The organism is Streptomyces sp. NPDC057307, assembly GCF_042667665.1.
GTDB lineage: Bacteria > Actinomycetota > Actinomycetes > Streptomycetales > Streptomycetaceae > Streptomyces.
In genome coordinates this window covers 34,134-48,228 of sequence record NZ_JBHUZM010000049.1, presented here as the reverse complement: position 1 = coordinate 48,228, position 14,095 = coordinate 34,134, and the positions used below count along the sequence as shown (strand labels likewise).

The 14,095-nt window shown below is 73.7% G+C and carries 10 protein-coding genes; 7 read left to right on the top strand and 3 right to left on the bottom strand.

Going from position 1 to position 14,095, the window contains the following annotated elements; translation table 11 throughout:
• Positions 1–107: 107 nt before the first annotated feature.
• Both ACFUN8_RS18920 and ACFUN8_RS18915 read right to left on the bottom strand, forming a co-directional pair.
• Positions 108–992, bottom strand: coding sequence for a hypothetical protein (locus ACFUN8_RS18920; protein ID WP_383638493.1), 885 nt, complete (start codon positions 990–992; stop codon positions 108–110).
• Positions 993–1,020: 28 nt separating this feature from the next.
• Entirely contained in the window at positions 1,021–1,455 is a 435-nt protein-coding gene (locus ACFUN8_RS18915) for a hypothetical protein (protein ID WP_383638491.1), read from the bottom strand.
• 101 nt (positions 1,456–1,556) lie between these two features.
• Here ACFUN8_RS18915 and ACFUN8_RS18910 point away from each other — a divergent pair, with 101 nt between their 5' ends.
• Positions 1,557–5,423 (top strand): CHAT domain-containing protein, encoded by a 3,867-nt coding sequence (locus ACFUN8_RS18910; RefSeq protein ID WP_383638488.1) that lies wholly within the window; start codon positions 1,557–1,559, stop codon positions 5,421–5,423.
• A 16-nt stretch (positions 5,424–5,439) separates the two neighbouring features.
• Here the strand turns inward: ACFUN8_RS18910 and ACFUN8_RS18905 are convergent, their stop codons facing one another.
• Complete coding sequence (locus ACFUN8_RS18905; protein WP_383638485.1) at positions 5,440–6,657, bottom strand: pyridoxal phosphate-dependent aminotransferase; 1,218 nt, start codon at positions 6,655–6,657, stop codon at positions 5,440–5,442.
• A gap of 930 nt (positions 6,658–7,587) precedes the next feature.
• On the opposite strand from ACFUN8_RS18905, the gene ACFUN8_RS18900 reads away from it, so the two are divergent.
• The 6 genes from ACFUN8_RS18900 (at position 7,588) to fbaA (ending at position 14,058) form a co-directional block, all read left to right on the top strand.
• On the top strand, positions 7,588–8,106 hold the full coding sequence (locus ACFUN8_RS18900) for a DUF2617 family protein (protein ID WP_382564156.1): 519 nt from the start codon (positions 7,588–7,590) through the stop codon (positions 8,104–8,106).
• Between the two features lie 145 nt (positions 8,107–8,251).
• Positions 8,252–9,856 (top strand): polyamine aminopropyltransferase, encoded by a 1,605-nt coding sequence (locus tag ACFUN8_RS18895; protein ID WP_383638482.1) that lies wholly within the window; start codon positions 8,252–8,254, stop codon positions 9,854–9,856.
• A gap of 79 nt (positions 9,857–9,935) precedes the next feature.
• Complete coding sequence (locus ACFUN8_RS18890) at positions 9,936–11,444, top strand: SRPBCC family protein (protein WP_383638479.1); 1,509 nt, start codon at positions 9,936–9,938, stop codon at positions 11,442–11,444.
• A gap of 38 nt (positions 11,445–11,482) precedes the next feature.
• Positions 11,483–12,307, top strand: coding sequence for an aldose 1-epimerase (locus ACFUN8_RS18885; protein WP_383638477.1), 825 nt, complete (start codon positions 11,483–11,485; stop codon positions 12,305–12,307).
• A 35-nt stretch (positions 12,308–12,342) separates the two neighbouring features.
• Positions 12,343–12,888 (top strand): orotate phosphoribosyltransferase, encoded by a 546-nt coding sequence (gene pyrE, locus ACFUN8_RS18880; protein WP_383638474.1) that lies wholly within the window; start codon positions 12,343–12,345, stop codon positions 12,886–12,888.
• Between the two features lie 138 nt (positions 12,889–13,026).
• Positions 13,027–14,058 carry a class II fructose-bisphosphate aldolase gene (gene fbaA, locus ACFUN8_RS18875; RefSeq protein ID WP_383638471.1) on the top strand — a complete coding sequence of 344 codons (1,032 nt, stop codon included), beginning with the start codon at positions 13,027–13,029 and terminating at the stop codon, positions 14,056–14,058.
• Positions 14,059–14,095: the final 37 nt, after the last annotated feature.

Genomic DNA, 14,095 nt, shown 5'->3' with positions numbered 1-14,095 from the left:
CGCCGATCCTCCGCCTTGCGACGCACCGCACCGACGAGACATCAGCCGCTCCGCGGCGGGCGCAGGGCCCGCCCTACGGGCGGACGGCGCTACTTCGCGGACCCGCCCTAGTCCGCCTTGCGGAAGATCTCCGACAGCCGGTCCCCGCTCTCCGGTGACAGCAGCCCCGGGCTCTCCGGGCCTTGGAGGCCCACCAGCACCGCCAGGTCCCGGCCGTGTACGTCCACCGCCGACTCCACCAGTGACGCCAGCGCCTCCACCGATTCGCGGGCGCGGGACCGGGCCACCGTCGCGCAGCCCGCCGCGATCAGGAGGGCGGGCCACCACCAGACGGCGACGGCGAGGTAGCCCAGGGACCACGCGCCGAGCCGGGCCGCCGCCGCGAAGGAGGTGCGGGCCGATTCGATCTGGCGCTGGGCCGGTTCGGTGAGGATCAGCCACAGGCGTGGCCAGACGGCGGCGAGGTCGATGCCGTACGCCGCGTGGACCCGCCACGCCGCCGCCGCGAGGCGGTCGCCGTACCAGGTGGGGCGGCTCGGCGGGACGAGGGCGATACGGTCGCGGGCCCGGGTGAGGCGTTCGATCTCGGCGGCCGGGGTGGCCGGGTCGCGGATCGCGTCGGTCCGTTCGTGGTCGAGGCGCTGCCAGGCCGTGTGACGGCGGTGCTGGAGGCGGCGTTCGAGGGGGAAGCGGCTCTCGCGCAGCCAGAAGCTCTCGACGGCGGCCCCGAGGAACTGCGCGGCCAGCGACAGCGCGGCCGACAGCAGCAGGACGGCGGCCACCGCGACCGCCGCCGTGCCGGTGCGGTCCATGACCGGCCGGGCGGTCAGGTCGTCGAGGGCCTGGCTCAGCCGGTGGATGTCGTGCCAGTGGGTGTGCCCGAGGGTCGTGCCGGCGGCGAGGACGCCCAGGAAGAGCGCGCCGGGCAGTACGAGGAGGTTGAGCCACCGCTCGGTGAGTTTCGTGCCGAGCGTGACCAGGAGCGGGTTCACCGGCGCGAGTACGTCGAGAGCACCGGGCTCATATCGTCGAGTCCCCGCGCAGGCGCTCCTTGCGCATCCGTACGCCGTTGACCGCGCACGCGGGCGCCGGCCGCAGGTCCTTGGCGGGTTCGCGGCGCGTGCACGGCACCGTACCGGGACAGAGCGCGACCTTGATCATCGGGCGGACGCCGGGCAGGGCGGCGCCGGGCGGACCGAGGAACTCGCCCCGCCGGGTGCCGAGCCCCCGCGAGTCGCCCGCCCGGCGCAGCGCCTCGTCCACCGCCTCGAAGGCGGCGTCCAGCCGGGCCGGGTCGACGGCGTCCGCCGTCAGCAGCCGTCTCGCCCGCTCGACCGTCTCCGCGACCTGCGCGTCGCTGCTCCGCAGTCCGTCCGGGGTGTTGAGCAGCAGGCACAGAGCCGCGATGGAATCGGCGCGTCGGCGCTCCCCGGGCGCGCCGTCTGATGCGGTCATGGCGTCAAGTGTGCCTCGGACAGGCACTCTTGGCTCGCACTTGACCACAATGAGTCACTGGGACGGATGAGTGGCGGGGCGAGCAGGGGGAGGACGTACGGGTGAGTGCGACGAGTCGGGAGCACCTGCTGACCGCGGTGGTCGAGCGGCTGGCGCGGGTCGACCAACAGGGCGACGGGGCACTGCTGTTCGGCGCCGAGGCCGACGCCGAACTGGGGGCGTTGCTGCGCGGCTGCGACCCGCGCACCGACATGGAGGCCCGGTACGTGGCCGGTTGGCTGTTCTGGTACCGCTGTATCTCCCTCGGCGAGGGGCACGGCGCGGAGGAGGGCAGTTGCGCGGGGATGCTGCTCCTTCCGGTCTGGGTGCGCGACCGGGACGCCGTACCACCGGAGTTGGCGGCGCTCTGGGCCGCGCAGCCGCCGGAGTCCTGGCCGGATCCGGCGGGCGCCGACGGGCCGGAGGAGTGGAGCCTGGTGTGCATGGCCGCCACGGCGGTCGGGCAGGGTCGTCAACTGCCGGGAGCGCCGGCGGACATGGCGAAGGCGTTCGACCTGCCGGGCAGCACGCCCGACATCGTGCGGGCGCAGGCGATCGGCGCGGGACGGCTCGCCGTGCTCGCCACCGAGGACGACGACCCCGAACTCGCCATCCGGGTCGGCTGGCTGTCCGAGGCGATGGGCGCGGCGGCCCGCGCCCGGGGCGACGACGAACTGCTGCGGGAGTCGCTGAGTCTGGCCGACGAGGTGTTACGGCTCCAGCGCCGCGCCGTGCGGCTCACCCCGCCCGGCGACCCCAACCGAGTGCCACGGCTGAGCAATCACGGGCTGTCGCTGGTCACGCGCTACGAGCGGACGTCCGATCCGGAGGACCTGGACGAGGCGATCGGGATCGCCCGCGACGTCGTGGCCCAGGCCGCCCGGGCGGACGACCGTGACCCCGATCTCCCGCGCTACTGGAGCCTTCTGGCGCGCGCGTCGGCCCTGCGGCTCGACCGGTCGGGCGGTGCGGTCGAGGAGTTCGACGAGGTGGTCGACCTGTACCGGCGAGCCGCGCCCGGCGACCCGAACGGGCCGGGCTCGGGTCTGGCGAATCTCGGCGGCGCGCTCCTCAAGCGGTACGAGGTGACCGGCGCGCTGCCGGACGTGGAGGAGGCGGTCGCCGTGCTGCACCGGTCGCGCCGGGAGGTGTGGGCCGAACCGCGCGAGCGGTCGCGGGCGGACGAGCAGCTGGGACACGCCCTGCGCGCGCGGCACGCGCGTCTCGGAGACCTGGCCGACCTGGAGGAGGCACGGCGCCTGCTCGGCGGCGAGGCGCGGCCGGACGCCCACGAGACGACGGGCCGCGCGCTCCAGAGGATGGTCAACTCCGCGCTGGAGCTGCGGGGGCGGTACGAGCGGGGCCTCGGTGATCCGGACGATCTCCGTACAGCGGCGGCGCGGTTGCGGGAGGCACTCGCGATGCTCCCCGCCGGTCACGCGGCGCGGCCGGCCGTACTCAACAACCTCGGCAGTGTGCTGGTCTCCAGCCATCAGCACTTCGCCGAACTCGGCGAGCTGACCGAGGCGGTCGACGCGCTGCGTGAGTCCGTACGGGAGACCTCCGCCGGACACCATCAACTCGGCGGCCGGCTGATCAACCTCAGCGGCGCGCTGATGCTCCGTCACAACCGGCTCCAGGACTCGGCGGACCTCGCCGAGTCGCTGGACTGCCGCCGGCGCGCGGCGGCGCTGCCCGGCACCTCTCCCGTGAAGCGCGCCGCGATCCTGTCCGCGACGGGCGCCGCTCTGATGCGGACCGCCGACCGGACGATGGACCCGGTCGCCGCCGACCAGGCGGTGGAGCACATCAGGGCGGCGCTGGAGCTGACCGGTACGGCCGATCCGCTGCTGCCGCAGCGGCAGTTGGCGCTCGCGATCACCCTGCTGCGGCGCTTCGAGACCACGCACGGCCGCCGCGATCTGCGGGAGGCGCGGACGCTCGCGGACGCGGTGCTCGCCGCGCTGCCCGAGGGATCTCCACGGCGGGCCAACGCCCTGATGCTGGCCGCCGCCGCCCACGGGTCCTCGCTGCGGGCCGCCGTGTCGTCGAACGCGCGCGATGAGGTGGTCCGACTGCTGCGCGAGGCGGCCGATGTGACCCCGCCGGATCATCCGAACGTCACGACGCGGCTGTCCGCGCTCGGTACGGCCCTGGCGGAGCGGTACGGGCGTACGCACGCGCGGGACGATCTCAAGGAGGCCGCCGGGGCTTTCCGCGAGGCGGCGCTCGAACCGCAGTGCCCGCCGTCCGAACGGCTTGAGGCCGCCTGGCGGTGGGCCCGTGCCGGGCTGGATCTCGGGCGGCCGGATCTCGCGCTGAAGGGGTACGTCGTCGCCGTCGACCTGATGCCGCTTCTCTCGCCGCGCCATCTCCTGCGCGACGACCAGGAGTTCCGGCTCGCGGAGACGACGGGGCTGGGCGCGGAGGCCGCCGCCTGCGCCGTCCGGTGCGGCGAACCCGGGCTCGCGGTACGGCTGTTGGAGCAGGCGCGCGGGGTGCTGCTGGCGCAGGCGTTCGACGCCAACAGTGACCTGACGGAACTGGGCCGTAGGGCACCGGAGTTGGCGGCGCGGCTGGTCCGGCTGCGGGACGGACTCGACGAGTCCACGGGCGCGTTGGAGCCGGAGCCGGAGCCGGAGCGTGAGCCTGCGGAGGAGAGCGCGGACCCCGCCAGCGACCGGCGGCAGCGGCTGACCGCCCAGTGGGACGAGCTGACCGCGCGGATCCGCGCCGAGCACCCCGAGTTGCGCCTCTTCCGCTCCGTACGCGACTGGGACGAGGCCGAGTTGTACGCGACGGCCGCGCACGGCCCCGTCGTCCTGGTGCATGTGCCACGCGCCGACAGCGGCGACGGCGCCGACGCCCCGGCCGGCGGCGCGCTCGTCGTGACCGGGCGGTCCGTCGAGGCCGTACCGCTGCCCCTGCTCACCGCACCGGCGGTCACCGCGCGCACCGAGCGCTTCCACGACGCGCTCGCCCGGCTGAACGCGCCCGGGAGCGGCCACGAGGAGGCGCTGCGGGCCCAGGGCGAGGTGCGGTCCACGCTGGACTGGCTCTGGTCGGCCGTCACCGGCCCCGTCCTCGACCGGCTGGGCCTCGGCGTCCCCCGGGAGGGGGAGGAGCTGCCGCGCGTCTGGTGGTCGCCGGGCGGGCTGCTCGGCACGCTGCCCCTGCACGCCGCCGCCCCGGACGGCACCGGGCCCGGCGCCCTCGACCGGGTGATCTCCTCGTACGCCCCCACGCTCCGTACGCTCCACCACGCCCGCACCCGGGTCCCGGCCCGCATCCCCTCACGCGCCCACGCGCACCCCGCCGGCGACGACTCCATGCTGATCGTCGCGGTCCCGGAGGCGGCCGGACAGCCCGCGCTGCACGGCGCGCGCGAGGAGGCCGAGTGGCTGGCGGCACGGCTGCCGTACGCCACCGTCCTCGCCGACGGCGAGGCGACCCGCGCGGCGGTCGAGGCCCGGCTGCGCGACCACGCGCACGCGCACTTCGCCTGCCACGCCGTCAGCGATCCGCTGCGCCCGTCGGCCGGGCGGATGGTGCTGCACGGCCCGCCCGACGCGTCGCCGACGATCCGTGATCTCGCCCGGCTGCGCCTGCCCGGCGCGCGCCTGGCCTATCTGTCGGCGTGCGACACCATGCGTATCGGCGCCGAACTCGCCGACGAGTCCGTGCACATCGCGAGCGCCTTCCAGATGGCGGGCTTCCCGCATGTCGTCGGCTCGCTCTGGCAGGTGGACGACACGGTCGGCGCCCGGATCGCCCGCCGGGTGTACGAGCAGCTGGACGGCGCGGCCGCCGGGGCCGGGCTCGCCGTCGAGGACACGGCGCGCGCCCTGCACCGCGCGGTGCGCGAGGTGCGCGCCGACTACCCCCGTACGCCCAGCCTCTGGGCCTGCCAGGTCCACGCGGGGCCGTGACGGCCGGCCCCGGAGATCACCCCGCCAGCGTCTTCAGCCGGGCCGCCGCGTCCGCCAGGACCTCCGTGCGCTTGCAGAACGCGAAGCGTACGAAGGGCGCGCCCTGCTCCCGGTGGTCGTAGAACACCGCGTTCGGTACGGCCACCACCCCGCACCGCTCCGGCAGCGCGCGGCAGAAGGCGAAGCCGTCGGTCTCGCCGAGCGGCCGGATGTCGGTGGTGACGAAGTACGTGCCCGCCGGCCGGTAGACCTCGAAGCCGGCGGCGGTGAGCCCCGCCGACAGCAGGTCGCGCTTGGTCCGCAGATCGTCGCGCAGCTCGTCGAAGTAGCTGTCCGGCAGCCGCAGCGCCTCGGCGACGGCGTACTGGAAGGGGCCCGCCGAGACGTACGTCAGGAACTGCTTCGCCGCCCTGACCGTCGTCACCAGCTCCGGCGTGGCCGTCACCCAGCCGACCTTCCAGCCGGTGAACGAGAACGTCTTGCCCGCCGAGGAGATGGTGACCGTGCGCTCGCGCATCCCCGGGAAGGACGCGAGGGGCAGATGCTCGCCGTCGAAGACCAGGTGTTCGTACACCTCGTCGGTGACGACCAGCAGATCCCGCTCGACGGCGAGCGCGGCCACGGCCGCCAGTTCGGCGCGGGTGAGGACCGTGCCGGTGGGGTTGTGCGGGGTGTTGAGGAGGATCAGCCGGGTGCGCGGGGTGACGGCGTCGCGCAGCTCGTCCAGGTCCAGGTGGTACGCGCCGTCGCGGGGACGCAGCGTGACGGGGACGCGGGTGCCGCCCGCCAGGGCGATGGAGGCGGCGTACGAGTCGTAGTACGGCTCCAGGGCGATGACCTCGTCGCCGGGCTCGACGAGGGCGAGCAGCGAGGCGGCGACGGCCTCGGTGGCGCCCGCCGTGACCAGGACCTCGGTGTCGGGGTCGTACGTCAGGCCGTACCGCCTCAGCTGGTGGTCGGCGATCGCGGTGCGCAGCTCGGGGACGCCGGGGCCGGGCGGGTACTGATTGCCGCGGCCGTCGCGCAGCGCCCGTACCGCCGCCTCCCTGATCTCCTCGGGGCCGTCGGTGTCGGGAAAGCCCTGGCCCAGGTTGATCGCGCCGGTCCGGACGGCCAGCGCCGACATCTCGGCGAAGATCGTCGTCCCGAACTCCGCGAGGCGTCGGTTGAGCAGGGGGCGGCGGCGCGCCGGGTCGTCGCTCGCGGCGGGTGTCGGGGGATTCGTGGCGGTCATGGCGGCCATCCTGCGCCGAAGCTCTGGAGTTGCTCAAGTTCGCTTTGGGTGTGCGGGGCGGCGGGCATTGACCAGTCACACAAGAAGACGGCACGAAAGCCGATCACTGGCGAAGCCGGTCCCGCGACGGCGCGGGGGCCTCGCTTCGGGGGAACAGAAAGACGGTGGGGACGATGGGCGTTGTGGGACTGGCCTTCGGGCTTCTCGCACTGGTGGTTGTCGGGTTCCTGTTCGCCATGAGGGCCTATGCGAGGCACCTGGGGGCGGCGCGGAGCCGGGGTGTCCGCGTCTACAGCAGCCGCCGGTCCGGCGGGGGCGACGGCGGGGGTGGCGGCGGGAGCTGGTTCGCGAGTGGGGACGGAGGCGGTTCGTCCTCCTGCGGTGGCGGATCGTCGTCCTGCGGTGGCGGTTCGTCCTCCTGCGGCGGGGGCGGCGGAGGGTGCGGCGGCGGAGGCAGCTGACACGGGGCAGCTGGTCCGTGGTTGATCGAAGGTGCCCGGCGGGAGTGAACTTCCGCCGGGCACCTTCGTGTTGGCGCCGGGGGTGAGCCGGTGCTGAGCCGGTGCTCGGTCGGTGACGAGCCGGTGGTGAACCGATGAGCGGTTTTTCATTGAACAGGTGAACTGGGGTGCCCCCGAGGGGATGGAAACCCCGTCAAGTTGGGTAAAAACGCTGTGAGCGCCCCTTACTTCGTGATTCTCTCGCTGTTGAGATTTTCCAGCCCCCGGACCTTGGGCCTCGAACCTCGGACCTTCTGCGCGGAGCCGAGCAGACGATCTCCTACTGCCGTCGATCCTCAGCTCTCAGCCCTCAATTCCCCCTTCCCAGCTTTCAGTTCACAGATCTCAGTTCACAGCTCTCAGTTCCTTTCGTTCATCCTCCGGGGCGCCACCCGGTCCACTTTGCCAAGCGTGTTTGCGGAGCCGACCCATGCTCAGAACCCTCAATACCGCCTACACCGACACCCGCGCCGCCGATCTGGCCTGGGCGTTGGGGCGCGAGCCGCTGCCCGCCCTCGCCGTCCTCGATCTCGAACTCACCGGCGCCAAGGTCCAGATGAGGCTTCTCGGCGCCTCCCACCAGGTGCTTCTTGAGGAGGCGCAGGGCAGTTGCTCCGAGACGGTGGCCTGCATTCCCGGCAGCAGTACGCCGCTGCCGCTCGGGGTCGCCGAGCGCGTGGGGGAGTGGGAGTACGAATTCGCCGCGCGCGTCGAGACGTTGTCGCAGGGCTCGTTCGCGGGGCGCGCGCAGGAACTGCTCGCGCTGGTGGCCGACCATCCGAACGGGCTCGCGGGCACCTTTCCGGGTGAACCGCACGCCTTCACGGCGATGCTCGTCCAGCGGCACGAGGGGCAGGTGTCCTGGCGGACCTGGCACGCGTATCCCCAGGAGGGGGCGCTGGTGGTGACCCGGACGCGGGTGGGGGTGCGGGTGCCGGCCGCGCTGTAGCCGGGCCCGGGGTCGGGGCGAGAAGCGGGGCGAGAGGCGATGGGCGGGGGCGTGGCGCGAAAACGTCAACAGAACGGGTGCGTACGCCGGTTACCACCCTTGTGGGTGACAAGCCGCACGGAAGTCGTGACGTAGCGTTACTGGAATGATCGACCAGTCTGTGGTCGCGCCGCCGGACAGCGCGGCGCGACTGCCCGTCCGACCGAGCGCGGGTCGCTTCCTGATCCTCGCCGTGGTCTTCGTGTGCGCCGCGTGCGGACTGGTGTACGAGCTGGAGCTGGTCGCCCTCGCGTCGTATCTCATCGGGGACTCAGTCACGCAGGCGTCGGTGGTCCTGTCCCTGATGGTCTTCGCGATGGGCCTCGGCTCGCTGCTCGCGAAGCGGCTGCGCTGCCGGGCGGCCGTCGGATTCGGCCTGGTGGAGGCGGCGCTCGCGCTGCTCGGGGGCCTCTCGGCGCTGGTGCTGTACGCGACGTTCGCCTGGATGGGCGAGTCGCGGTACGCGCTGATCGGCTTCTCGCTCGCCATCGGGATCCTCATCGGCGCGGAGATCCCCCTGCTGATGACGCTCATCCAGCGGGTGTCGCGCCAGGACGCGGGCGGGACCGTCGCCGATCTCTTCGCCGCGGATTATGTGGGCGCGCTGGTCGGCGGGCTCGCGTTCCCGTTCCTGCTGCTGCCGTGGTTCGGACAGCTCACGGGCGCGCTGCTGACCGGCGCGGTCAATGTGGTGGCGGGCGGCGCGCTCGTGCTCTGGGTCTTCGGCCGCGACCTGACGGGCCGTGAGCGAGGGCTGCTGCTCCTGGTGAACGTGCTGGTGCTGGCCGTGCTGGGCACCGCCGCCGTCATGGTGGACGACTTCGAGCGGGCCGCGAGGCGTGCGGTGTACGGGGACGGGGTGCGGGTCGCCGTCCAGACGGACGTCCAGGAGGTGGTCCTCACGGGCGGGCGTGACGGGCCGCTGGACCTGTATCTGGACGGGCGGCTGCGGGTCAGCGAGCGCGACGAGTTCCGGTACCACGAAGCGCTGGTGCACCCGGCGATGAGGGGCGAGCACGCGCGCGTGCTGATCCTGGGCGGCGGCGACGGGCTCGCGGCGCGCGAGGTCCTGCGCTACGCGGACGTCCGTTCGGTCACGCTCGTGGAGATGGACCCCGGCGTCGCGCGCCTGGCCCGCACGGATCCGGCGCTGGCGGGGCTGAACGGGCATGTGTACGACGACCCGCGATTCCGGGTGGAGTACGCGGACGCGTTCGCGTGGCTGCGCGGGGCGGCCGGGGCGGGGGCGTACGACGTGGTCATCTCCGACCTGCCGAATCCCGGGATCACCCCGAGCACGAAGCTCTACTCGGAGGAGTTCTACGGGCTGGCCTCCCGGGTGCTCGCCGAGGGCGGGCGGCTGGCGGTGCACGCCGGTCCGCCGGCGTCCCGGCCGCGTACATACTGGACGGTGGACGCGACGCTGCGGGCGGCCGGCTTCGGTACGAGTCCGTACAGCGCGACGGGCCGGGCGGCCGGGTTCGGGGCGGGGCCGGACCGGGTGCGTGACGGGAAGGGCGCGGACGAGGAGGACTGGGGGTTCGTCCTGGCCGCCGTCGGCCGGGCGCCGAGGGTGGGGCTCTCCCCGGACGCGCCCCCGCTGCGCTCGCTGGCGGCGCCGGTGCTCGAAGAGGGCGTCCTCGGGGCGGAGCGCACGCGGTTGCGCGATCTGCCGCCGTCCACGCTGGTGCATCCGCGGTACGCGGGCTGACGGGCGGTGCGGGCGCGTACGGGTCCGGTTGTGCGCGGAGAGGCGCCTGAGGCGGCGGGGCTGAGTAGGCTCGGATCCCATGGAGCATGAGGTGTTCATTCCGGTTCCGGCTGAGACCCTCCGCGAGGCGTTGCGGGACCACGCCCGCGTCGCGCGCTGCGTCCCCGGACTCCAACAGGACGCGGACGCGTCGGCGCGCCCGCTCTCGGGCCGGCTGAAGGTCCGCGTGGGCGGCCACACGATCACGTACCGCGGCGCGCTGACGCTCACGGAGCGGGCGGGCGGCTTCACGGCCAAGGGCGAGGGCGCGGAGGTACGCGGTACGGGCTCCGCCAAGGTCTCCGTCCGCGTCAGACTGACGGAGACGGGTGAGGGCACGACGGTCACGTTCACGTCGACGTGGACGCCGACGTCGGACGGCCGCCTGTCGGACATCGCCGCGTCCACGGCGGAGGCGACGGCCCGCAGACTGCTGGACCGCTTCGTCGCGGCGCTGGCGAAGCCGGGTGCCGCGCCCGGCGGTGCGGAGGGTACGGCGGAGAGCCTTGGCGCCGACCGGGCTCGGGGCGACGGGCCGGACGGCACGGGGGTCGGGGCCGGGCAGCCGTCGGACGCGACGGCTGCCGCCGAAGGGCCGGACGCCTCCGGCGTCGTGGCCGCGGGCGCCGGGCGGGACGGGGACGTACCCGCTTCGGACACGGCGTCCGCGGGCGGGACGCGTGCCGCTGACGCGGCGACGCCTGCTGATCGACCGGCGGGGAGTCCCGCTGCCGGGTCGGACCGGACCGTACCGACCTCGGACGGAGCCGCTGCCGCTGAGCCACGGGGCGGCGATCGGGCTCCGGGCGACGGGCCGGACTCCGGCGCGGACACGTCCGGCCCCGCCGCCGGGTCGGACCAACAAGTGCCGGCTGCGGAAGCCACGCCCAGCCCCGCCCCCACCTCCGGCGCCGACCGGCTTCCGGAAGACGCACCGGACGCCTCGCCCGCCGGCGACGAGGCGTCGGCAGGCGCGAGCCCTGGCGCCGACAGTGCCCCCGGCGATGAACCGGACGGGCCTGACGCCGCTGCCCCGGACGCCGCCGCTGCCGCGCAGGCGTCGGATGCGGCGGCCGCCGGTGACGCGGCTCCTGCTGACGGCGTGGCCGGGCCGGAAGAGGGCGTGACCGCCCCGGAGGCCGCTGCCGCGCGGGACACGGACACCGCCCCCGAAGCCGAAACCGGCGGAGACCCCACCCCCGAGGTCCCCGACCCCGACGACCCCGAGCTGACCGAGCCCGCCGGCTTTGACGTTCCCGTGCCGCCGTCCGCTCTCGACGCGTCCGCCGGGTTCGGGCTCACCGCCTCCGGGGACGGGGACTTCCTCGTACCGCTCGATCCGCCCGCCGAGGCCGCCCATGCCCGGCGGACCATGATCGGGCGGAGCGCCGAGGAGGTCGATCACGCGCCGCCCCGCGGGCGTTACGCGCCCGAGCAGGCGCCCGACGCCGGGGGCGCCGGTGCCGCGTTGCGTTGGGTGGCGCCCGCCGCCGCGCTCGCCATCGCGGGCGCCGTCGTCGTGGGGCGCGCGCTGCGGCGCAGGCGTTGAGCGGGGCGGTGCCGGTCCACGACGGTTAGGGTCATGGCGTGAGTACGGACACGGACCAGAAGCGCGAGATCCGACTGGCGGCCGGCGACGCCGAGTTGACCATCCATCCGGCGAACGGCTGCCGCGTCGCGAGCCTGCGCGTCGGCGGTACCGAACTGCTGCGGCAGGGCGACCGCTACGGCTGCTTCCCGATGGTGCCCTGGTGCGGCCGCACCGGTGAGGGCCGGTTCCGCAACGGCGGCGTCACCCACCAACTGCCGCTGAACTCCCCGCCGCACGCCATCCACGGCACCGGCCGCGACACCTCCTGGCGTACGGCCCGCAAGGGCGGGAGCGAGGCGGCGTTCACGTACGAGCTGGCCGACCCCTGGCCGTACACCGGCCGCGTCACGCAGCTGTTCGAGCTGACCGACGACTCGCTGACGCTGACGCTGGGCGTCGAGACGTACGACGACTCCTTCCCCGCCCAGGCGGGCTGGCACCCGTGGTTCCTGCGCCATCTCGACGGCGGTACGGCCGACGAGGACGCCGTACGCCTCGACTTCGCGGCCGCCGCCGCGTGGCAGGAGGAGCGCGGCGCGGACCATCTGCCGACCGGGCGCCGTATCGACCCCCGGCCCGGCCCGTGGGACGACTGCTTCGGGATGCCCGACGGCGTCGAGGCGACGCTGACCTGGCCGGGGCGGCTGGAACTCAAGGTGACCAGCACCGCCGAGTGGGCCGTCATCTACGACGAGCAGGCCGAGGCGGTCTGTGTGGAACCGCAGACGGGCCCGCCGAACGGGCTCAACACCGCCCCGCGCCTGGTCACCCCCATCGACCCCCTGGAGATCCGGGCGACCTGGAGCTGGCGCCGGCTCTGAGAAGCCCCCGTGGGCCGGGCCGTAAGCTCAGGGCCATGACTGACGTACGCGCTGAGCTGCTCCAGCAGATCAAGGACAAGGCCGTCGTGCACGGCAAAGTGACCCTCTCGTCCGGCATCGAGGCGGACTGGTACATCGATCTGCGCCGCATCACGCTGGACGGGCAGGCCGCCCCGCTGGTCGGGCAGGTCATGCTCGACACCGCCGCGGCCGCCGGTCTCGACTACGACTGCGTGGGCGGCCTGACCCTCGGCGCGGACCCCGTCGCGACGTCGATGCTGCACGCCTCCGCCGCGCGGGGCACGAGCCTGGACGCGTTCGTCGTACGCAAGCAGGGCAAGGCCCACGGCATGCAGCGGCGCATCGAGGGCACCGACGTGAAGGGCCGCCGCTGTCTGGTCGTGGAGGACGTGTCCACGACCGGCGGGTCCCCGCTGACCGCTGTCGAGGCGGTGCGTGAGGCGGGCGGCGAGGTCGTCGCCGTCGCCGTCATCGTCGACCGGGGCGCCGCCGGGGCCGTCGAGGCCGCGGGGGTCCGGTACGTCAGCGCGTACACCCTGCCGGACCTCGGTCTGGCCTGAGCCCGGCCCGGGTCCGGCCCGGGTCCGGCCTGGGCCTCACCGTACGGAAAAGGATCTGGAAGGATGAGGGCGACAATGACGTCGCCCCCAGGTCAGGGACAAAGCACCTCACACCCGCACATCACAAGGAGCGGCCCGATGCCCATCGCAACCCCCGAGGTCTACGCCGAGATGCTCGACCGGGCGAAGGCAGGCAAGTTCGCCTACCCGGCCATCAACGTGACCTCGTCCCAGACTCTGCACGCCGCGCTGCGCGGCTTCGCGGAGGCCGAGAGCGACGGCATCATCCAGATGTCCACCGGTGGTGCGGAGTTCCTCGGCGGCCAGTACAACAAGGACATGGTGACGGGCGCCGTCGCGCTGGCGGAGTTCGCGCACATCGTGGCCGCGAAGTACGACATCACGGTCGCGCTGCACACCGACCACTGCCCCAAGGGCATGCTGGACACCTACGTGCGTCCGCTTCTCGACGTCTCCGCCGAGCGCGTCAAGGCCGGCCGGAACCCGCTGTTCCAGTCGCATATGTGGGACGGCTCCGCCGAGACCCTCGCCGACAACCTCACCATCGGTGAGACGCTGCTCGCGCAGGCCGCCGCCGCGAAGATCATCCTTGAGGTCGAGATCACCCCGACCGGCGGCGAGGAGGACGGCGTCACGCACGAGATCAACGACTCCCTCTACACGACCGTCGACGACGCGCTGCGCACCGCCGAGGCCCTGGGCCTGGGCGACAAGGGCCGTTACCTGCTCGCCGCGTCCTTCGGCAACGTGCACGGCGTCTACAAGCCGGGCAACGTGGTGCTCCGTCCCGAGCTGCTGAAGGACCTCCAGGAGGGCGTGGCGGCGAAGTACGGCAAGCCCGCCGGCAGCCAGCCCTTCGACTTCGTCTTCCACGGCGGCTCCGGCTCCTCCGCCGAGGAGATCGCGACGGCGCTGGAGAACGGCGTCGTGAAGATGAACCTCGACACCGACACCCAGTACGCCTTCACGCGGCCGGTCGCCGACCACGTACTGAAGAACTACGACGGTGTGCTGAAGGTCGACGGCGAGGTCGGCTCCAAGAAGACCTACGACCCGCGCACCTGGGGCAAGCTGGCCGAGGCGGGCATGGCGAAGCGCGTGACCGAGGCGTGCGGCGCGCTGCGTTCCGCGGGCACCAAGCTCAAGTAGGCAACTGCCTTACGCACAGCGGGCCCGGTACCTCTTC